Annotated in this window: 29 protein-coding genes and 2 tRNA genes; 23 read left to right on the top strand and 8 right to left on the bottom strand. The window is 54.4% G+C overall.

Features of this window, described 5'->3' with window-relative positions; all coding sequences use genetic code 11:
- Nucleotides 1–44: 44 nt before the first annotated feature.
- Both ACZ47H_RS06095 and ACZ47H_RS06100 read right to left on the bottom strand, forming a co-directional pair.
- The gene (locus ACZ47H_RS06095) at nt 45–380 is read right to left on the bottom strand and encodes a hypothetical protein (protein ID WP_464932806.1); all 336 of its coding nucleotides are present in this window, start codon (nt 378–380) and stop codon (nt 45–47) included.
- Nucleotides 374–697 (bottom strand): hypothetical protein, encoded by a 324-nt coding sequence (locus ACZ47H_RS06100; RefSeq protein WP_464932807.1) that lies wholly within the window; start codon nt 695–697, stop codon nt 374–376. Before ACZ47H_RS06100 ends, ACZ47H_RS06095 begins: the two co-directional genes overlap by 7 nt.
- A 173-nt stretch (nt 698–870) precedes the next feature.
- Between ACZ47H_RS06100 and ACZ47H_RS06105 the strand changes: the two genes are divergently transcribed.
- The 6 genes from ACZ47H_RS06105 to ACZ47H_RS06130 all read left to right on the top strand — a co-directional run bounded on the left by ACZ47H_RS06105 (nt 871) and on the right by ACZ47H_RS06130 (nt 3,854).
- Complete coding sequence (locus ACZ47H_RS06105; RefSeq protein WP_464932808.1) at nt 871–1,158, top strand: hypothetical protein; 288 nt, start codon at nt 871–873, stop codon at nt 1,156–1,158.
- Between the two features lie 162 nt (nt 1,159–1,320).
- A complete protein-coding gene (locus ACZ47H_RS06110; protein ID WP_464932809.1) occupies nt 1,321–1,722 on the top strand; it encodes a hypothetical protein in 402 nt (133 codons plus the stop codon).
- A 142-nt stretch (nt 1,723–1,864) separates the two neighbouring features.
- Complete coding sequence (locus ACZ47H_RS06115; RefSeq protein ID WP_464932810.1) at nt 1,865–2,038, top strand: hypothetical protein; 174 nt, start codon at nt 1,865–1,867, stop codon at nt 2,036–2,038.
- The gene (locus ACZ47H_RS06120) at nt 2,035–2,352 is read left to right on the top strand and encodes a hypothetical protein (protein WP_464932811.1); all 318 of its coding nucleotides are present in this window, start codon (nt 2,035–2,037) and stop codon (nt 2,350–2,352) included. Before ACZ47H_RS06115 ends, ACZ47H_RS06120 begins: the two co-directional genes overlap by 4 nt.
- 40 nt (nt 2,353–2,392) lie before the next feature.
- Nucleotides 2,393–2,501, top strand: a tRNA-Met gene (locus tag ACZ47H_RS06125).
- Between the two features lie 69 nt (nt 2,502–2,570).
- Complete coding sequence (locus tag ACZ47H_RS06130; protein ID WP_464932812.1) at nt 2,571–3,854, top strand: alkaline phosphatase family protein; 1,284 nt, start codon at nt 2,571–2,573, stop codon at nt 3,852–3,854.
- On the opposite strand, the gene ACZ47H_RS06135 is transcribed toward ACZ47H_RS06130, so the two are convergent.
- Both ACZ47H_RS06135 and ACZ47H_RS06140 read right to left on the bottom strand, forming a co-directional pair.
- Nucleotides 3,843–4,394, bottom strand: a complete 552-nt coding sequence (locus ACZ47H_RS06135; RefSeq protein WP_464932813.1) for an HD domain-containing protein — start codon at nt 4,392–4,394, stop codon at nt 3,843–3,845. The genes ACZ47H_RS06130 and ACZ47H_RS06135 overlap by 12 nt on opposite strands.
- Before the next feature lie 13 nt (nt 4,395–4,407).
- Nucleotides 4,408–5,148, bottom strand: a complete 741-nt coding sequence (locus ACZ47H_RS06140) for a hypothetical protein (protein WP_464932815.1) — start codon at nt 5,146–5,148, stop codon at nt 4,408–4,410.
- 74 nt (nt 5,149–5,222) lie between these two features.
- Between ACZ47H_RS06140 and ACZ47H_RS06145 the strand changes: the two genes are divergently transcribed.
- Nucleotides 5,223–5,624 (top strand): NfeD family protein, encoded by a 402-nt coding sequence (locus tag ACZ47H_RS06145; RefSeq protein WP_464932816.1) that lies wholly within the window; start codon nt 5,223–5,225, stop codon nt 5,622–5,624.
- The gene (locus tag ACZ47H_RS06150; RefSeq protein ID WP_464932817.1) at nt 5,621–5,977 is read left to right on the top strand and encodes a hypothetical protein; all 357 of its coding nucleotides are present in this window, start codon (nt 5,621–5,623) and stop codon (nt 5,975–5,977) included. Before ACZ47H_RS06145 ends, ACZ47H_RS06150 begins: the two co-directional genes overlap by 4 nt.
- Here the strand turns inward: ACZ47H_RS06150 and ACZ47H_RS06155 are convergent.
- Nucleotides 5,974–7,203 (bottom strand): acyl-CoA dehydrogenase family protein, encoded by a 1,230-nt coding sequence (locus ACZ47H_RS06155; protein ID WP_464932818.1) that lies wholly within the window; start codon nt 7,201–7,203, stop codon nt 5,974–5,976. The two genes, ACZ47H_RS06150 and ACZ47H_RS06155, sit on opposite strands and share 4 nt — an antisense overlap.
- Before the next feature lie 150 nt (nt 7,204–7,353).
- Here ACZ47H_RS06155 and ACZ47H_RS06160 point away from each other — a divergent pair, with 150 nt between their 5' ends.
- Nucleotides 7,354–8,253 (top strand): MBL fold metallo-hydrolase, encoded by a 900-nt coding sequence (locus ACZ47H_RS06160; protein ID WP_464932819.1) that lies wholly within the window; start codon nt 7,354–7,356, stop codon nt 8,251–8,253.
- A gap of 7 nt (nt 8,254–8,260) precedes the next feature.
- Here ACZ47H_RS06160 and ACZ47H_RS06165 read toward each other — a convergent pair whose 3' ends face one another.
- The gene (locus ACZ47H_RS06165) at nt 8,261–8,497 is read right to left on the bottom strand and encodes a 30S ribosomal protein S28e (RefSeq protein ID WP_464932820.1); all 237 of its coding nucleotides are present in this window, start codon (nt 8,495–8,497) and stop codon (nt 8,261–8,263) included.
- 96 nt (nt 8,498–8,593) lie between these two features.
- Between ACZ47H_RS06165 and ACZ47H_RS06170 the strand changes: the two genes are divergently transcribed.
- Nucleotides 8,594–8,782: a 50S ribosomal protein L24e gene (locus ACZ47H_RS06170; RefSeq protein WP_464932822.1), complete on the top strand. Its 189-nt coding sequence runs from the start codon at nt 8,594–8,596 to the stop codon at nt 8,780–8,782.
- 89 nt (nt 8,783–8,871) lie between these two features.
- Nucleotides 8,872–9,300: a nucleoside-diphosphate kinase gene (gene ndk / locus ACZ47H_RS06175; protein ID WP_464932823.1), complete on the top strand. Its 429-nt coding sequence runs from the start codon at nt 8,872–8,874 to the stop codon at nt 9,298–9,300.
- On the opposite strand, the gene infB is transcribed toward ndk, so the two are convergent.
- Complete coding sequence (infB, locus tag ACZ47H_RS06180; RefSeq protein WP_464932824.1) at nt 9,297–11,144, bottom strand: translation initiation factor IF-2; 1,848 nt, start codon at nt 11,142–11,144, stop codon at nt 9,297–9,299. The two genes, ndk and infB, sit on opposite strands and share 4 nt — an antisense overlap.
- Nucleotides 11,145–11,274: 130 nt before the next feature.
- Here infB and ACZ47H_RS06185 point away from each other — a divergent pair, with 130 nt between their 5' ends.
- From ACZ47H_RS06185 to ACZ47H_RS06235, 11 genes are all read left to right on the top strand, one after another.
- Nucleotides 11,275–11,991 (top strand): 30S ribosomal protein S6e, encoded by a 717-nt coding sequence (locus ACZ47H_RS06185; protein WP_464932826.1) that lies wholly within the window; start codon nt 11,275–11,277, stop codon nt 11,989–11,991.
- Nucleotides 11,992–12,048: 57 nt separating this feature from the next.
- Complete coding sequence (locus tag ACZ47H_RS06190) at nt 12,049–13,296, top strand: translation initiation factor IF-2 subunit gamma (RefSeq protein ID WP_464932827.1); 1,248 nt, start codon at nt 12,049–12,051, stop codon at nt 13,294–13,296.
- Entirely contained in the window at nt 13,260–13,712 is a 453-nt protein-coding gene (locus ACZ47H_RS06195; RefSeq protein WP_464932828.1) for a PIN domain-containing protein, read from the top strand. Before ACZ47H_RS06190 ends, ACZ47H_RS06195 begins: the two co-directional genes overlap by 37 nt.
- A 78-nt stretch (nt 13,713–13,790) precedes the next feature.
- On the top strand, nt 13,791–14,336 hold the full coding sequence (locus tag ACZ47H_RS06200) for a DNA-directed RNA polymerase (RefSeq protein ID WP_464932829.1): 546 nt from the start codon (nt 13,791–13,793) through the stop codon (nt 14,334–14,336).
- Nucleotides 14,336–14,584, top strand: a complete 249-nt coding sequence (gene spt4, locus ACZ47H_RS06205) for a transcription elongation factor subunit Spt4 (protein WP_464932830.1) — start codon at nt 14,336–14,338, stop codon at nt 14,582–14,584. Before ACZ47H_RS06200 ends, spt4 begins: the two co-directional genes overlap by 1 nt.
- A 1-nt stretch (nt 14,585) precedes the next feature.
- Nucleotides 14,586–15,104, top strand: coding sequence for a GTP-dependent dephospho-CoA kinase family protein (locus ACZ47H_RS06210; RefSeq protein WP_464932831.1), 519 nt, complete (start codon nt 14,586–14,588; stop codon nt 15,102–15,104).
- A gap of 61 nt (nt 15,105–15,165) precedes the next feature.
- Complete coding sequence (locus ACZ47H_RS06215; protein ID WP_464932832.1) at nt 15,166–15,504, top strand: 30S ribosomal protein S24e; 339 nt, start codon at nt 15,166–15,168, stop codon at nt 15,502–15,504.
- 19 nt (nt 15,505–15,523) lie between these two features.
- Nucleotides 15,524–15,706, top strand: coding sequence for a 30S ribosomal protein S27ae (locus ACZ47H_RS06220; protein ID WP_464932833.1), 183 nt, complete (start codon nt 15,524–15,526; stop codon nt 15,704–15,706).
- 1 nt (nt 15,707) lies between these two features.
- Nucleotides 15,708–16,727: a KEOPS complex N(6)-L-threonylcarbamoyladenine synthase Kae1 gene (gene kae1, locus ACZ47H_RS06225; protein ID WP_464932834.1), complete on the top strand. Its 1,020-nt coding sequence runs from the start codon at nt 15,708–15,710 to the stop codon at nt 16,725–16,727.
- Nucleotides 16,700–17,395: a Kae1-associated kinase Bud32 gene (locus ACZ47H_RS06230; protein ID WP_464932835.1), complete on the top strand. Its 696-nt coding sequence runs from the start codon at nt 16,700–16,702 to the stop codon at nt 17,393–17,395. The genes kae1 and ACZ47H_RS06230 overlap by 28 nt, the downstream gene beginning before the upstream one ends.
- Nucleotides 17,358–17,975 carry an XTP/dITP diphosphatase gene (locus tag ACZ47H_RS06235; RefSeq protein WP_464932836.1) on the top strand — a complete coding sequence of 206 codons (618 nt, stop codon included), beginning with the start codon at nt 17,358–17,360 and terminating at the stop codon, nt 17,973–17,975. The genes ACZ47H_RS06230 and ACZ47H_RS06235 overlap by 38 nt, the downstream gene beginning before the upstream one ends.
- Here the strand turns inward: ACZ47H_RS06235 and ACZ47H_RS06240 are convergent.
- Entirely contained in the window at nt 17,961–18,926 is a 966-nt protein-coding gene (locus tag ACZ47H_RS06240; RefSeq protein ID WP_464932837.1) for an isoaspartyl peptidase/L-asparaginase family protein, read from the bottom strand. The genes ACZ47H_RS06235 and ACZ47H_RS06240 overlap by 15 nt on opposite strands.
- Before the next feature lie 90 nt (nt 18,927–19,016).
- Between ACZ47H_RS06240 and ACZ47H_RS06245 the strand changes: the two genes are divergently transcribed.
- A tRNA-Leu gene (locus tag ACZ47H_RS06245) sits at nt 19,017–19,104 on the top strand.
- The last annotated feature ends 4 nt before the right edge of the window (nt 19,105–19,108 follow it).

The following is a 19,108-nucleotide window of genomic DNA, read 5'->3' on the forward strand; positions in this document are numbered from 1 at the left end:
TTCGCCGCCTCCTTCTCCCCCATGGCGATCGGAGCCGGGTCCGTTTAAATTGGTTCCCCGCCCTCGAGCCTCAAACCCATCCTCACGACCTCGAGTACCTTAGCGCGGAGCGACTCTCCCCGAGGGGCGAGTTTTCTGGGGCAATCCACGCATACCCTCCTGACATTGTCGACTTGTATGAGGCACTGGTCGCATCCGATCCTGCCGCAGATTACACAATATCCTATAGATAATCTCCTACCGCAAATCGAACACAACGTCTCCATGCACACGCTGCAGACGCCGTCCTCTGATATGTGGCCGCTGCAGACGTGGCGGCCACAGATCCTGCACGTTGCTACTGCCGGCTTTTCACCGCAGATCTCACAGGCCTCTACCACTCCACTACCCCTAGCGTGTCCGGTATTATCCCCCTCCTGACGAGGGTTTCGTATGTCCTCCAAATCCTCCTGTCGTTCACGTATTTAGTGTTGAATCCCTTCTCCTCCAATAGCTCCCTTACTATATCGGGGAACTCTTCGGGGCTGGCTCCTCTAGCCTTGTAGGCCGCCTCCCTCACGGCCTCCGCCAGGTCACGGGTGGAGGGTAGCTTGAGCCTCGCCCTCTCTTTTGGGCTTATACTCTTCTCGATCTCGCGAGCAGTCTCCATCAGGTCTTCTAGTACGTCTTCTGGTATATCCGGTACATCTTCTCTCATGAAGACCACTCCCTATGGTCTATTGCTGGGTGGGGGGTATTATGTACTACTGATAATCTATTATAATATTATTCACAAGTATTATCCCAGTATTGTGAGGGTAATCTCCCGTGATTACTATCTATGCCCGCCCATCTCCCCAATAAGTCCAATAATCTTGATTGGTGCGGGTCATGGAGTACAGTAGGCTAGACGAACAGATTAACAGGGTCTTCTCCCACGAGATACAGAGGATCGCGGATGAAATAGCGTGGATCGATAAGAGGCTGCTAGAGCTGGAGGGGGACCAGTCTGATGAGGCGAGGATCGAGAAGATACTACTCTCATCCCTCAGGAGTCATCTGGTGAGTGACCTTAGAGAGCTGGGAGGCTTCAGCGGAGACCCATATCTCTTCGGGCTAGAGTCGCAGGCTCCGGCAAAATCAGAGCAGGCAGAAGAGGCGTACGGTTATTCTTACTGATACAAATATAATTTAATTATATAAATATTATTTACTGGATTATCCATTCTTTGAACGAATACTATACAAAGCTGGCTTAACACCTTTAACCCCTAGATTATGTACGATGAGTTTATATAGTTTTCCTGCCCCATATATAGATGAGTAAAGGAGGTGATTAAAATGGTACCAGTAAAAGCCACAGTGGATACAAGACTAGTAGAGAGGGTAAGACGTAAGATACTAGAGGAATTCGAGTCAATGCGTCAAACAATAAATGCCGACGAACTAGGCATAGAGATAACACTAGCACTGAGCGACGAGGAGATAGAGAAGCTAGTCCTAGAAGCTCTAAGAGAGGCCAGACAGCCCATATCATGGCGCGAGTTCAAGCAGATCTTCGCCGGGATCGTTGGAGAGGATAGGCTTAGGAGAATACTAGCCAGCCTGAAGGCTAGAGACGTAATAGCTGAGCTTACAAGGACAAGGTACAGCCTTCCCGAGTACGTACCTCTAAATGAGGTCAACAAGGTAAAGAACCCGAGAGTCCTTGCCAAGATCCTGAGGAGGACAACCATACAGTAGCACTACCCCACTAATCCTAAAGCTCCCCTAATTAAGGCGAAATCCCAAAGCTAGATATATCTATGAACGCTGGAGAAAGTGGAACCCCGTAGCATCTTATAAGTTACGTCCTAATCTATATAAGAGATGAGGGGGCCGCTATATGCCTAAAGCAACTATCAAGAAGGCAGGAAAGCTGGCTATAGTCGAGACCGAGTATGGTCAGAGAGCAGTGGTTCCAATAGAGTCTCTATGCGATCTGGTAATAAATTTTGACTTAATAATAACTAATTATGATATTAATTGTGAAGGTGTTGGAAAGAGGGTCAAGAAATGAACGAGAAGGAATTACTTGAATTAATTAAACGGGTCCCCGGCGTTGAAAACGCCGTTCTAGGAGATACGGGTCCCCAGTGCCGAGAGATAACGGGCACGTTTAACGGGGAACCATTCTTTATATACGTATATAGGGGTAGATACTCGGAAGCCCCTATACTGAGGATCATGGGGGTCCCTCGAGGCTGTGTTGAAGCTTTGCTATCGCCTCAGGGGCTATACGTTATACCCTATGCAGGAGATGTGGACCTGTTACTTAAATCTATTGAGATTAAATTAAAAGCCGTCGCCGTGATGGGTAGCCAAGAAATATAAACCCCGCCATTATAGATGATGGAAGATGGCGGGGTAAGACAGCGGGGTAGGGTAGCCTGGCAGCCCGCGGGAGGGCTGGTAGCGTATAGCTCCGCCCCGCGAAGCTCATAACCCCGAGGTCGGTGGTTCAAATCCACCCCCCGCTACCAGTGGGGGCCCCGCCGCCATCCTTCCGCTTTATATTCTCAGGCTCTCAGCAACCAAATTTGGTGTCTGTAGTGAAGCTCGTGTACATTGTCCTGGACGGTGCTGCAGACGGGTTCGCTGAGGGCAGGGAGAAGAGTCTGGCCCTGGCGGAGAAGCCTGGTATAGATAGCCTCGCCGAGAACAGTGTATGCGGGCTCGTCTACACGGTTGGGAAGGGGATAGCGCCGGAGAGCGATGTGGCAGTTATGAGCCTCCTTGGCTATGACCCAGAGAAGTACTATACCGGTCGAGGCCCCCTGGAGGCTCTGGGGGCGGGGATTAGGTTCTCCAGCGGCCAGCTCGCGCTGAGAGCAAACTATGCTACCGTAGACCCTGCTACTCTCAGGATAATTGATAGGAGGGCTGGAAGGAGCGTTACCACCAGGGAGGCTAGGCTGCTCGCCGAGGCTATTGATGGAATGGAGCTGGATGGTGGCAGAGCACGGGCGCTTTTCCGTGCAACGATAGGTCATAGGGGGGTGCTTGTAATCAAGCACAGCGATATGCCTCTATCCGCTGACATAACGAATACTGATCCAGCCTATGAACGGGTAGGGAGGATAAGTCATGCCAGGAGCAGCTTTGAACCGTATATCCAGAAAGCCAAGCCCCTCACTGACACCCCCAACGCTAAGAAGGCTGCCGAACTCGTCAACGAGTTCACCATGAAGGCTATCGAGATCCTAGACAAGCACCCGGTAAACGAGGAGAGGAGGCAGCGGGGACTCCTCCCAGCCAACGCTGTCCTCCTCCGGGACGCAGGCGATAAACTGCCGGAGGCTGAGCCGTTCCAGGAGAAGTATGGAGTCGACTTGGCTAGTATTGTGGAGATGGTTGTTGAGAGGGGGATAGCGTTAGCCCTCGGATTAGCAGATGTGCCTTTAGGCCTGGATCCTCAGCTGGTGGATAAACCTACGCTACTCCAGAGGGAGGTTGAACTCGCAGTCAAAGCGCTGGAGGAGCATGACGGTGTGTACGTCCACTTGAAGGGCCCCGATGAACCCGGCCACGACGGCGACCTTGAGGGGAAGGTGAAGGCTATAGAGGAGATAGACAAGTACTTTGTAAGACCGCTCCTCGACAGGATAGATAGGGATAACGTGTTGTTCATAGTTACCAGCGATCACGCCACGCCCTGGTACATGAAATCCCACAGCGACGACCCCGTACCCTTAATGTTCTCTCATCCACGGCTAGGTGAGGGTAGGAGGTCCTTCAGCGAAGAGTCGTGTAAGAACGGCTCCCTAGGACTGCTGGAGAAGGGGTCCCTCATAGTACCAACGGCTCTAGAGTATAAGCGGAGGCTAGAGGGGTAATCCTAGCTGGCTTGAAGCGATCTCCTTCAAAGCACGCCCATACACTCTTCCATTCAGCATGGCCCTAATACTCTCAACCATGTTGTCTTCGATCTCGGCAACGCCCTCATAGCCGAGCAGCCTATACCTTCTAGCCTTCGCGGCAGTGGCGAGCATTTCTGCTACTCTAGCAATGACAGCCTCATCTGACCCTAGCTCCTCGAACTCGGAGGCAAGGGCCTTGATAGTATCGTGTATGGGGAGTGTTGAGACGGCTCTAGCCTCCGCATTCCTCTTAGCATCATGTATCCCGGCGGTCCTAGGTATATCACCGATAATCGACTCTCCAATATCGTGTACTAACGCTATGACCGCGGCCTTGTAGGGGTCGATATGGTACCCCATGTCGCGGAGTCTCAGTGATAGTTCAAGTGCTAGGAGGGATGCGTGGAAGGAGTGCTCGGCGACAGTCTCAGCTATAGTGTGGGGGATCCCTCGCAGCATCCACCCTGTCCTCGATAGGGAGGTTAGAGCCTCCACGATCTCCTCCAGGCTCCTCACAGGGTCCACCCTCCTAGTATGAGAGGCTGTAGAACTTTATGCTATCCAGCCTTATAGGGCGTTCGAGCCCGCCGCCTCTAGCCTTGAGGATCGCCTCCTTGACCCTGAAATAATCGTCCTCTGTAACAAGGCCGATCCTGTACATTATGAAGGAGCAGGAGATCGTAGCTACCGCCTCGAATAAGCCTCCCTCTGCTAGGAGGTCGAGGCCAGACTCCAGATCCTTTAATGAAAGCATACAGGACCCCTCCGGGTGGGTGTGGACGCTCCCTGCAGCCCTGACGAAGGGTAGGGATACACGTAGGTACTCTCCTTCTAAGAATAGGATCCTTCCATCGTCAAGATACAGCGACATATACTCGATACCGCTCCTAGTTGTCTCGAACGCTAGCCGCTTAAACTCGGGGGAGTCCGAGCGTAGAGTCTTCTCCGGTGCAGTCTCGTAGAGGGCGGTTAATGGAACCCCCATAAGCTCCCTTACCGGGGTCAGCTGTAAGGTAACTGTCCTCCCGCCTATTTCAATCTCGTCCTCGACCTCCTCCAGACCCTCCCGGGGGCCATTATATTCTACGACCAGCTTACCAGACTCGATCCCTCCCTGGATCCAGGTTGCGTCTAGCACCTCCTCTCCTACATAGTATTCGAGAGGCGAGACGTCCGCCTCCCCCGATATCCTCTCAATGGCCGCGATAATCCCGTAGTATGCTGCAAGCAGCTTTGACCCTGTGGTGACTTTCATCCACTGTTCCTTCAATTCCATACACCTTCTAGTTACGCTTTGATTATCTGGTTTATGCCTCCGCGTTTAACAGTATAGTGGGGGTAGGGTTGAGGAGCAAGTATGTTGAGGCTGTCGTCGCCCTCCTCGACGAGATAATCGTGATAACAGTTATACTCTACTTTATCCTCTACCTGCTATACGATAAAGGCGTTATAGGCTTAGAGGGGATCGTCGCCGCCACTGCAGTGTTCATCGCGGTGGTTGGTATTCTAACGTATAGGGTGGCGGAGGCTCAGGCGTCTCGCGTAAAGGTGGGCTCGGAGGCTCTGATCGGGCTGGTTGGAGAGGTCATAGAGGACCTTGACCCCGAGGGGAAGATCCTTCTCGAGGGAGAGATCTGGAACGCTGTCTCGAGGAGCGGTGAGACTATCCGGGCTGGGGAGCGAGTACGTGTCACATCCTTTAAAGGGCTCACTCTAATCGTAGAGCGGGTGCCAGATGAGAGATGACGTGCCCCTGTATTGGGAAGAGGGGAATCGATCTAGCCATGTGCCTTGCTCCTCCCCCCGGCGAGCACGAGGTTGAAGTGGAACTATCTAAGAATAATAGTCTCGTAATTAACAGTGAGGGAATATTCACCAGGCAGATCGTGTTAGATGATACGCTCCCATTCACACGGACTTTAATGAAGCGCGTCGACCCCGGCTTCATCCACAGAGTAGTCCTACGGGTTACGGAGGAGGATCTCGTATGTATGGCTGCAAAGTCTCTTATTGAAGCCTCTAACCGGGGCTCGAGGGTTGCAAGGGAGAAATATGAGATGTGTAGGGGTCTTGTGGAGGAGATATTGTCTGGGTGTTAGTCCTTCACGTATTCTCTCCCTATTACCTCTCTCGCTATGATGTACTTCATAATGTTCTGGGCTCCTTCCGCTCCTACCAGGTATGAGAGTACTCCCAGGAAGCCTCTGGCAACGTTGGTCTCCTTCACATAACTGTTGGCTCCATATACGACCATTAAGGTCTGGAAGGCCTTGAACCCTGTCCTTACAGCCTTCAGCTTGGCTGAGGCGGAGTAGAAGCTGAGGTCCTTCGGCCTAAGACCTGGCTCCTTCTTTATATAGATTTTGTCGGCCATCCATGCAGCCTCGTATACTAGTAGCCTGGCAGCCTCGAGCTCCATCGCAACCTCGGCTATAGGGAAGCTGACGCCCTGGAATGAGGCGATCGGCCTGCCTCCGAATAGCTCTCTCTCCCTGGCCCATTCCACCATCCTTTCAAGCGCCCACCTTGAAGCCCCGATGTTTGCCGCTGCGACGAGTATCCTTGCTAGAGTGAAGCCCTCCATTGCATAGTAGAAGCCCCTGTTCTCCTCTCCTATCAGGTACTTAGCGGGAACCTCGACGTCCTTGAATATGAGCTGTCCTGTAGAGATGCCGTGCCTCCCAATAGTGTTTAGAATAGTGTACTCGAATCCCTCGGGGATCTTGCCGTTCTTATTCCCTATGAATGCTAGCGCCGATATCCCCCGATGCCTTGCCTCCTCGGGCCCCGTCCTCGTGATCAAGTACCATGAGCCTAGGTCGAGCTGTTGCATGGACTCGCGGACTCCGCTTATGAATATCTTCTCTCCATTAACAACGTACTTGTCGCCGGACTTGACCGCCTTAGTCCTAGTCCCAGCTACGTCGCTCCCCCCATGGGGCTCGGTAGACGCTATGCCGAAGAAGCCCCGCCCCCTCCCCACTACCGGGAGGATCTCGTTCTTCGTCTCCTCGTTACCGTAGAGGTAGAGTATGAAGGGCCAGGCGTTGTTGAGCAGGGTGAAAACCGCTACCGCTACCGAGGGGTCGTGGTACGCCACCTCCTCAACAGCTATAGCGGTAGTGGTGAAGTCGCCTCCCTGTCCCCCATACTCCTCGGGGACTGGTATTGCGAAGAGCCCCTGCTCTCCCATCTTATGGATCAGCTCTGTGGGGATCCAGTGCTCCTCATCGATCTTATCCCAACGGGGCTGGAGCTCCTTCGCTAGAAACTCCCTTACGGCCTCCCTGAAGATCTTCTGGTCCTCTGTAAACTCAAAATGCAATAGTCCTACACCCCAGGCTTCTCGTGCTCGTTTAGCTATGTGATGCTTGGTTGGTATAAAGGTGGGGGCAATCGAAGATACATACATGCCTCGAAGTATCTATAAGCAATAGCGTCCGCATAACAGGGATCACATGGTGGCTTAGAGCATATGAGCGGTCCAACCAGTGTTAAGGTTGAGAGGCGGGAGACGTTCAGGTTCCCTCTAACAACTCCCTCAAACTTCTATATAGTGGATGCTGGTGGAGAGAGGTTCCTAGTCGACTCTGGAGGGGAGAGGCTGGATCCCAGCAGGGTAGGCGAGGTCTCTGCTGTTATACTCACCCACTGGCACTGGGACCACTCACTCGGTATAACAGGGCTCGACTCCCCCATAATCTGCGCTGGGAAGGAGACGGATCGGGTGCTCTCGTCTCTAGAGACTGTACTGGACCATGTCTACACACCCCTCCGGGCAATGGGTATTGAGCCTACGGGATCCCATGGCGTGCTGGCACAGTTCTTCAATATGATTAAGGGTATGTATGGTGAAATCGTTGAATCATACAACTCGGCTAAAAGGTATCCTATAGGCTCGTGCCCGCTTGATCTCGGTCTAGAGGCGTTCTCCTGCCCTGGTCATACTGATGACCACCAGTGCATAATTGTTGGCGACTACCTCTTTGCCGGCGATAATGCAGTGCTAGGCGAGTCCCCTACTACAATCAATTATAGGGACTACATGCTCACTGTATACGAGATCATGGGTAGGGAGTGGAGGCGCCTAGCCCCTGGGCATGGCAGTATTATAGGTAGGAGGGAGGCGCTCGAGTACTTCAAGGGTGTTATTGAAAGGAAGAATAAGAGGATGGCGAGAGCCCTCGCCATCATACCAATGGGTGTTGAGGACTTCAACGATCTACTTAGAAGAGTGTATGGAGTAGAGCCCTCGCCACAATCCTATGTACAGGCTAGGACGCTGATAGGCTATCTAAGGCTTCTAGAGGATTACGGGATGGTTGTAGTAGACCGTGAGGCTAGACCCTGGAGGGTGGAGTATAGGAGCGAGTAGTCCAGGACTACCTCCTCCTCCTGCTGAGCCTCCGGGCTTCCCTCTCCGTCTCCCTCAATATCAGTATATCGCCGAGCCTAACCGCTCCCATGACGTTCCTGGTTATGATCCTACCCTTATCCCTACCCTCTAGTATCCTAACCCTAACCTGGGTTACCTCTCCCGCCACTCCAGTCCTACCAATGATCTGTATTACCTCGGCGGGGTAACCGATCTCCTCGATTATGCTCTTCTCCTCCGACATCCAACCGCACCCCTTGCGTACCGTACTCCTATGGGATGGGGGTTAAAGGTATTAATTCCTCTCCCCACCGGCTTCACCTCTTGGGGTGTAGGTGTAGTGCCAAAGATGAGGACATGCGACTACTGCGGCCGCCCCATAGAGCCAGGTACAGGTATAATGTTCGTGACTAAGAGGGGACAGGTGCTCTGGTTCTGCAGCAGCAAGTGCTACAAGAACTTCATGAAGCTGAGGAGGAGGCCCGACAGGCTAGCGTGGATAAGGAAGATGAAGAAGAAGCTAGCCTAAGTCCATAGGGAGAAGGAGAGCCCGTAGAGGTGCGTTAAGCATCCTCTTATACCCTTAACCAATCCCCTCCTAGCAACCGGTGAATATGGATGGCTGTTGAGAAGACCCTAGTGCTCGTGAAGCCTGACGGTGTCAAGAGGGGCCTCATCGGGGAGGTCATATCCAGGTTTGAGAGGAAGGGCTTAAAGATTAGGGCTCTAAAGATGCTCTGGATGACGAGGAGCCAGGCAGAGGAGTTCTACAGCGTCCACAGGGATAAGCCGTTCTACAATGACCTTGTCGACTTCATAACCAGCGGCCCCATCGTTGCGATGGTCCTCGAGGGGGACCAGGCGATAAGCGTGGTCCGCCTCATGATAGGCGCCACAGATGGTAGAAAGGCTGCCCCGGGCACCATACGCGGGGACTTCGCCCTCTCGATACAGGACAATGTAGTCCACGCGAGCGATAGCCCAGAGAGCTTTGAGAGGGAGTTCAAGGTAGTGTTTAGTGAGGAGGAGGTTGTGCCGGAGTACTAGCTCTTACTGCTCTTTAGCTTCAAGAGTACTCCGGCGTAACCTATATCTCCCTGCCTCCTCTTTATCTCGGCTATCTCCTTCAGAACGTCTAGTTCGTCCTTGCTTAGGAGGTCCTTGAACTCCGCCACCAGCCTCCTCGCATGCTCGGCTGGCACGTTGGTATAGAGCACGTCTCCCTCGTCTACGTGCCTCCCAATCAGGATCCTGCCCTGGATCGATACTGCTACCTCCATGCCGAGCCTGGCTTCCGGGAGGCTCCTATCCCTATCCCTTATGGCTAGGATCCTGCCTAGGGGCCTGCCATTTTCGTCCATGACCGGGTAGCCGGGCCTGATCACTCCACCCTCAACCTTTATCCCAACTATTGCTGGATCGCTTCTCCTGAATATGAAGCCGGGCAGGATCCTGAACTTCCCGGGCCTAACGAGTTCTGATAGCTGCCTCATCCTCTCCCTCTCCCTCTCCTCCTCGATCCACTTCTCATAGTCCTCTAGGAGCCTGTAGATCACGTTGTCCTGGAAGATCTTAACCCCCAGCCTCTTAGCCTCTTCGGCAGCGTCGGGTTGCACTTTCACGTTGAAGGCTATGATTACGCCTAGGTATGGGTCCTCCTTCCTAGTTATGGAGGCATCTATCACGTCTATTTTCGATACAGGGCCTATGTCTGCGATCCTTACTGGTATATTCTTCCTCTTAAGCGCGGCTACAAGGGCTTCAAGTGTTCCAAGAGTGTCGGCTTTAACAACTACCCCTACCTTGTCCGTCCTAATCCTTATCTCTTCCAGCTCCCTCTTTACCTCCTTCATAAGCCTCTCAGCATCCTCCTCGCTCCTAGCAACATATACTGGTGACCCTGCCAGGGCCTCGTCTAGGTTGGGGGCGGCTATCCTCACTCCAGCAGCCGCGTACACGGCGTCTACATTGGTGAACCTCGCCTCCCTAGCCCTTAGATCCTGCAGGGGCTTGGGCATTAGGAGTGCACGGACATTGGTCTTTATCGGCCCGTTCTTCCCTCCTAAAACTATCGTGTCCCCGACTCTTATTACTCCATCATAGATTACGACATCTATAGTCTTCCCCAGGCCGGGATGCTCCTTAACCTCCAGTATAACCCCCTTCGCCGGCCCCTCAGCATACCTCAGCCTCTTCTTCAAGTACTGCTGCGTCAGCCCGGCTAGGACCGCTAGCAGTTCAGGGACTCCTTCGCCAGTCCTCGCCGAGACTGGGACTACTGCTATAGCCTTCGTGAAGTCCTTTATCCTCGTAAAGAGCTCCGCGGGGAGCCCTAGCTCGTAGAGCTTACCTATGATCTCGTACACCTTCTGCTCGAGTAAGGCTTGGACTTCCGGCGGCTGCTTCCTTATAGTGAATATGAATGGCTCGTCGGGGTTCGGCTTCCACCCGGGGATCCTATCGATCTTGTTAGCCGCTACTAGGAAGGGCACCCTCCTCTCCTTTAGGAGCTCCACCGCCTCGTAGGTCTGGGGCTGGAATCCCTCCATGATATCTATAACTACTATTGCGAAGTCGGCTACGCTTCCACCCCTCCTCCTGAGGTTGGAGAAGAGCTCGTGGCCTGGCGTGTCTATGAATAGGAGTCCAGGTATGATCAGCTTTACGGGGATGATCTTCTTGAGGGGCTCAGCTATCTTCTCTATAACCTCGGCTGGGACGAAGCTGGCCCCAATATGCTGCGTTATCCCGCCTGCCTCCTTTGCCGCCACCGCAGTCTTCCTAATCTTGTCGAGGAGGCTCGTCTTACCGTGATCGACGTGGCCCAGCACAGTTACTATTGGCTGCCTCAGCCTAGGCTTCTCAGCCCCTCTCTCTTCTTTCTCAGCCATTCTATATCCTCCCCCTGGAATGCTACTGTCCCGGTAAACGTTATTAGGTGTGTGGTGAAGGCTCATCTACACCGGCTGGTCGGCGGTCCGAGGGCTCCGCCCTCGGCAGACCGGTCGGAGGTGTAAGGGATTGGCTGAGGAAGCACCCCCACTTAGAATAGTGATCTCGGATCCCAAGGGCGGGAAGAAGATAGTGAAGGTTAAGGTCAAGGGAGTAGAGGACGAGCAGCTCGAGTACAGGGATGAGATGAGGCGTGAGAAGGAGAAGGGTAGGGTCAGGAAGGAGAGATTAAAGCTACCCCTTGCAAAGCTCAACTCTAAGCTAGCCAAGGAGCTGGGGCTCGACGAGAAGTTCCCGGTTATAACTATAAGGTTTAAGACAGAGGATGGAAGAGTAAACGACACCTTCAAGGTGATAATCGACGATAACGTGCCCGATGGAGAAGTGCACGTGAACATGGAACACCTAGGAGAACTGGTAGGAGACTTAGAGAAGGAGGGAGAAGTATTCAGGGCCAAGGCCTGGCAGATAGCAGTGCCGCAGAAGATGGTTGAGAGGCTTGCCGGCCTAGAGATTGGCGACGTATTCGATGGAACCATTATTGGAATGCCAGGGATAAGGCTTAAGATCAGGGGAGGTAGCGACGCCACAGGCTTCCCAATGCACCCGGGAGTACCTGGGTCAGCTAAGAAGAAGATACTGCTCTCGGGACCCCCAGGCTTCAGGCCGAGGGAGAAGGGAGAGAGGAGGAAGAAGACTGTCAGGGGCAGGATGGTCCCCGATCCCAGGGGAGAGAGGAGGAAGACCGTTCTAGCACAGCTTAACGTAGTGGTGCACTACGAGTAGCCACCAAACCCCTAATATCCTCCCACTACACCATTCTTTCGGGGTGACTCGAGGAAGTTGAGCAGCGAGGATAGAAGGCAGCCAGAGGTTAACATTGGAGTTGTAGGCCATGTGGATCACGGTAAAACAACGCTAGTACAGGCTCTAACCGGTATATGGACTATGAGGCACAGCGAGGAGATAAGGAGGGGCATGACTATCAAGCTGGGCTATGCTGACGGCGAGATCTGGGAGTGCAAGGGGTGCGGCTTCCCCGAGAAGTACTCTCCGGAGCCCGTCTGCGAGTGCGATCCAAACGCCCAGCCAGAGCTGCTTAGAAGAGTATCTTACGTCGACGCCCCCGGGCACGAGATACTTATGGCTACGATGCTCTCCGGGGCCGCCCTCATGGATGGCGCAATCCTGGTTGTGGCGGCCAACGAGCCCTGCCCGCAGCCACAGACCCGGGAGCACCTAGTGGCGCTTGAAATAATCGGTGTAGACAAGATCATAATAGTCCAGAACAAGGTGGACGTCGTATCCCCAGAGAGGGCTCGGGAGAGCTATAGGGAGATCAAGAGGTTCATAGAGGGAACAATAGCTGAGGATGCCCCCATAATACCCGTTAGCGCATTGAAGCGCGCCAACATAGACGCTGTGCTAGCAGCAATACAGGCGAGGATCCCCACCCCTAAGAGGGACCTAGACAAGCCCCCGCTAATGTTCATAGCTAGGAGCTTCGACGTTAACAAGCCAGGGACCCCGCCGGAGCGCCTGGTGGGCGGCGTTATCGGGGGAGGAATACTGCAGGGAGTATTCCGCGTCGGCGACGAGATCGAGATCCTACCCGGCGTGCCGGTTAGGAAGCCCGGCGGGAGAATGGAGTACGTGCCCATCCACTCTAGGATAACGAGCCTCAAGTTCGGCAGGATAAGCGTGGATGAGGCCAAGCCAGGAGGCCTCGTAGCGATAGGAACCGAGCTTGACCCTTCAGTGACTAAGGCCGACAACCTGGTAGGGAACGCTGTGGGTAAGCCGGGCCAGCTACCCCCAGTACTCGACACTATAAGGGTGGAGTACAATCTGCTCGAGAGGGTTGTCGGGCTGAAGGAGGAGGTGAAGGTCGAGCCCCTGAGGAAGGGTGAGATGCTGATGATAACCGTTGGAACAGCCATAACTCTTGGAGTACTCCAGTCTGTGTCAAAGGATTACTTCGAGGCTAAGCTTAGGAGGCCCGTAGTGGCGTGGGATGGAGCTAGGGTGGCGTTTAGCAGGAGGATCCATGGAAGATGGAGGCTGATAGGCTGGGGGCACGTAAGAGAATAGCCCTCGTAATGGACACCAATATGGTGATAGCCCTCGCAACGGGCCTTATAGCCCCAACCCATATACTGGAGGCCCTAGAATCCTCTTACAGGATCATAGTCCCCTCATCTGTATTAGGAGAACTACGCTTATTGGCTGAGAAGGCTCCCCGCCAGTCCCTCTCAAGAGCCGCTAGGAGAGCCCTAGACATGCTCTCCAGGGGGAGCATTGATTATGAGATTATAGAGTCTAGAGTCGAGGGGGGTGTAGACGACGATATACTGGCTATTGCCTTAGATCTTAAAGCCGCGGGGGCGAGGGTCGTAGTAGCTACAAGCGATCGGGGCTTGAGGAGGAGGCTGAGGAGCCATGGTGTTCCAACACTCTACTATAGGGAGAGCGAGGGACTGGTCGAAGCCGACTGGCTCCCTCCATAACCGTATAAATATCCGTTTAATCGCAGTAATCACCTTGATAACGAGTTAGACGGGAGTACGCTTGACGAGGTGGACTGATTGTACGTTGAAGTAGAGGCTGAGGAGTGGATTGGACTGCTGACGGCTCCGGGAGAGGACGTTGACAAGGCCGCCCTAGTCCAGCTCAGGGAGCAGTTGGAGGGGAAGCTGGACCAGGAGCTGAAGGGGATAATAGTATCGGTGCTAAACGCGAAGGTGGTGAGCGAGGGAGTCCTGCTACCCCTACCCGGCGACCCTCAAACCTACTATATCGTCCGCTACAAGATGCTCGTCTACAAGCCTGTCCTGCTGGAAGTGATACGTGGAGTCGTGCGGGAGGCTAGGGAGATCGGCATATTCGTAGACATGGGTCCCATAGATGGATTCGTATTCAGGAACCAGATAATGGATGAGCCAGTAGAATTCGTGCCCGAGAGGAGGGCTTTCAGGGGAGTACAGTCCAACAGGATGGTTGAGATAAACGATGTAGTACGGGCTAGGATAACCCAGATAGGAAAGGATAAGAGAGGCTATGGGATCCGAGTAGGCCTCACCATGCGCCAGCCCTACCTTGGCAAGGAAGAATGGATCAGAGGTGGAGAATAGTGGCTAGGGGGAGGGCTCCCAGCAAGAAGCCCAAGCTGAAAGCGTGTAAGAAGTGCGGAGCACTAGTATCCAGTGATGCCAACGTCTGCCCTGTATGCGGATCGACGGAATTCACCACTAACTGGGAGGGTATGGTTATCATAATCGATCCCGAGAGGTCAGAGCTCGCCAGAGAACTCATGATAACAAAGGCGGGAGCATACGCCATCAGGGTGGCCGGTAGGGTGGTTAAAAGGAGGGGGGCCTAGCTTGCTGGCCCCAGCCTTCCGCCTCCCTCCTAGAGCCAGGCGGGACTTCTCGAGGCCCCGGGGCACAGTATACAGTGGAGACATAACACCTGTCCTGGAGAGAGTGGGGGAACCCCTCATATGCGTTGGAGACGTTGTCTCTCAATACTGCTCCAGGGCTGGGAAGAAGCACGTTGTCATAATCGTTGATGGGAAGACCCGTAGGAGCGTCTCCCTCCAAGAGGGGGTTCCCACGGACTATAATGTTGTGAGGGTCCGGAACCCTCCGGGAACTATAACAGTAGAAGCCCACCAGGCCGTTTGCCGTGCCGCCGATGAGAGAGGCAGGTGGGCTATCGTTGTAGATGGGGAGGAGGACATGCTCGCGCTCCCCTCCATAGCCTGCCTCCATAGAGGGGGAACAGTGGTCTACGGGGTCCCCCATAGAGGGGCAACCTTGATAAGAGTAGGCCTCGAAACATCCAGAGAAGCGCAGGCGAGGTTCCTAGAGCTATCCCCGAGCCTAATAAGGCTAGAGTGAAAATATCCTTTTAACCCGCAAACCAATGCTGTTAGCCGGGAGGGTATTACGGGTGTCGAGTATGAGCGAGCAGGCTGCAAGGATCGACCTCGGAGAAGGTGTCTGGGCTGAAGTCTTAGAGGACAAGTATAACCCATTGGTTAAGAGGAGGGAGCTAACACTGCTAATACACCACGAGTTCAAGTCAACCCCCATGAGGATAAACATCCGCTTAACTCTCGCGGAGAAGTATGGGGTAGATATACAGAGGGTTTACGTTAGGAAGATACTGACAGAGTACGGCATAGGACTCTCAAAGGCCGAGGTCCACATATACGATACCGTTGAGCGCGCCCTAGCATTCGAGCCGCAGTACATAATAGATAGGAATGGGGGAGTGAACCCCTTCGAGGAAGAGTAACGCTGGAGGGTGAGACGGGATGGGTAAGAGGAAGGTCCAGATATGGAAGCTCTACGAGGTAGACTATGAATCCTGGACTATAAAGAGGAAGAACAAGAAGTGCCCCAGGTGCGGGAGCTTCATGGCGCACCACATGAAGCCCGTGGAGAGGTGGCACTGTGGCAACTGCGGCTACACCGAGTTCGTCGGGCGCAAGAAGTGAGATGACCCTAGCCTTAGGGATAGAGTCGACAGCCCACACATTCGGCGCCAGCATAGTATCCGATAAGCCACCCTATATCCTCTCCGATGCAAGAGCTAGATACAGGCCTGTTAAGGGCGGGATCCTCCCCCGCGAAGTCGCCCAGTTCTTCTCGCAGAAAGCGGGGGAGGTGGTTGGAGAAGCGCTCCGCCAAGCAGGGGTCTCGATGAGGGAAGTAGACCTGATAGCTGTAGCCCTCGGGCCCGGGATGGGGCCTGCGCTCAGGGTTGGTGCAACCGTGGCTAGAGCCCTTGCCTCCAAGTACAATAAGCCCCTATACCCGGTCAACCATGGGATAGCTCATATCGAGATCGCACGCTTCCTAACCGGGCTGAGGGACCCCCTCGTGATCTACGTATCCGGCGGCACCACCACTATAGCCAGCTACCTGGAGGGCCGCTACAGGGTTTTCGGGGAAACCCTAGACATAGCTCTGGGAAACCTGCTCGACACCTTCGCGAGGGAGATCGGTATAGCTCCCCCCTACGTGACTGGTGGAATGCACGCCGTCGACCGGTGCGCTGAGGGCGGCTCGTTCATAGAAGACCTGCCATACGTTGTTAAGGGGCAGGACGTCTCATACTCGGGCCTCCTAACTGCTGCAGTAAGGCTTGTAGGTAAAGGGAGGAGTAAGAGCGACGTGTGCTATACGCTTCGCGAGATAGCATTCTCCAGCGTTGTAGAAGTAGCAGAGCGGGGGCTAGCCCACACCGGTAAGGGGGAGGTAGTGCTAACCGGGGGTGTTGCCGCCAACAAGTTGTTGAACTGGAAGGTGGAGGCCATGTCGAGAATGCACGGGGCCAGGTTCAAGCCGATCCCGGCGAAATACGCTGGCGACAACGGGGTAATGATAGCGGTAACGGGGCTACTCGCCTATAAGAGTGGGGTTGAACCGGTCGCTCTAGAGGAGGCTGTTATAAGGCAGAGGTGGAGGATTGACAGGGTAGACGTGCCATGGTATCCTATGACCCTAACAGGATAATAGGAGCGATACAGGAGGAGGCTGAACTCATAGCCCGGGGGGCCGAGTCGGAGCTGAGGCTAGGCCTCTTCCACGGTGCTAAAGTAGTCTACAAGCTGAGGACCAGGAAGCCCTATATGGATCCAGCGCTCGACTCCAGGCTCCGCAGGATAAGGACTGCTAGGGAGGCCAGGGTTATAGCTGCTGCGCTAGAGGGAGGGGTCCCTGCCCCCAAGCTCTACATGGTCCTCCCATCCGCGGGCTTGATCGTTATGGAGTATGTTGAGGGACCCCAGCTGAAGAACGCCCTGTGGCGGGGACTCATAGACCCCTCCAGGGCAGGATACGATGCAGGATTCATACTTGGATCCCTCCACTCCCTCGGCATAGTCCACGGGGACCCTACCACCTCCAACTACATAGTCTCCAACCGGGGCCTCGTCCTCATAGACTATGGCCTCTCAGACTTCACATCGAGCATTGAGGATAGGGCGGTTGACATCCACCTCTTCAGGAGGGCTGTCATGTCAACCCACGCGGGCGTAGCCGACAAGCTCTACCGGAGCTTCAGGCAAGGCTACAGGGAAGGGCTGGGCCCCGAGGCGGGGGAGGTCCTGGAGAGGGCTAGAGAGATAGAGCTGCGTGGGAGGTATGTTGAGGAGAGGAGGAAGAGTGTCTGGAGAATGTAGACTCTACCTTGTAACGGGGAACAGGAACAAGCTCGAGGAGGCACAGGGCATACTAGAGGAATACGGGGTAAGGCTAGAGCAGGCCCCCCTAGAGGGGAAGCTGGAGATCCAGTCAGATAGCCTCGAGGAGATAGCACTCTACGCCGCCCGAGACGCTTACAGGAGGCTGAGGAAGCCCCTAATAGTCGACGACTCCGGCCTATTCATCGAGGCCCTAAAAGGGTTCCCGGGGCCCTACAGCAGCTACGTCTACAAAACCATAGGCTGGATGGGGATACTGAGGCTCATGCATAACGTGCATAATAGGAGGGCCTGCTTCAGGACAGCAGCCGTCCTAATTTACCCGCCATTAGAGAAAGTATTCGTGGGCGAGACCTGCGGCGTGATCACAAGGGAGCCACGCGGCACGGGAGGCTTCGGATTCGACCCCATATTCGTCCCGGAAGGATACACTAAGACATACGCTGAGATGACCCTGGAGGAAAAGAACAGGGTGTCACACAGGTATAAGGCGTTCTCAAAGCTAGGGGAATGGATAAGGACAGGCCGGGTTAAATGCCCCGGTTCATCGACGCCATAACCCGTAATCCTTAACTCCACCCTCGGCCGCAACGGCCCACGGCATTGCTTCGGTATCGAAGACTGCAGCATAGCCGCCGTTGGAGTCGATGATTATCACACCCGCCCCGCCACCGGCAACCTCCTCTAGTTCGCCTAGGGCCTTCCAGCCAGCCTTCACGGCGTCATACCCTTCTCTAAGATACCATGCTATCCTAGAGGTGAGGCTCGATAACAGTATTGCCTCCCCAAGCCCTGTGGCGGCGGCCCCGCCTACACCGTTCAGCGCATAGTATCCTGCACCGGGAATAGGGGAGTCTCCAACCCTACCCGGCACCTTGAAGGTTGTCCCTCCAGTGCTCACGCCAGCCGCAATATTCCCATCCCTATCCAACGCCACGGCTCCAACAGTATCGCTAAGAATTACTCCGAGCCTCTCTAGCAGCTCTCTATTATCCGTGTATCCCGAACCCTCCAAAGCCTTCCTCCTTGCAGCATCATAGAGGGCCTGGGCTCTCGGATGAGGGCCAGGGTGCTTCTCCAACCCATACTCCCTAGCAAGCCTATCAGCATACTCGCACCCGAGGAGGACGTGGCGGGTTCTTCCGAGGAGGAGGCGCGCTAGCCTAATAGGATGCCTGGGATACTTGAGGCAGAAGACCCCCACAGCCCTTCTAGAGGAGCCATCCATGATGCCAGCATCCATTAAAACCTCGCCGTTCGCAGCCAAAGCCGCAGCGATGCCTGCATTGAATAATCCAGACCCCTCCATCCAAGCAACAGACTCGACTACAGCGTCGACAGCAGACCCACCACTCTCCAGAACCCTATAGCCTGCGAGGGCCGCCTGCCTAACACCATCCAGCACAGACTCCTCACTTATACCTAGACCCCTCTCACGGCTCGCCTCGAAAACAAGGCTCCACCGGCCAGCGCCACCATGAACTATCACAAGGGGCTCCACATTAACCACCCCATAGGACACCATTACGAGGAACCAATTATACCCCTTGCATGGGAGGAAAGACCTATTTCCCCTTAGAGAGACCAGAATAAATAAGGAGCGGGGGTGCCCGAGCCCGGCCAAAGGGGGCGGGCTTAAGACCCGTTGGCGTAGGCCTGCGTGGGTTCAAATCCCACCCCCCGCACCATAAT

Source organism: Thermodiscus maritimus, assembly GCF_055382595.1.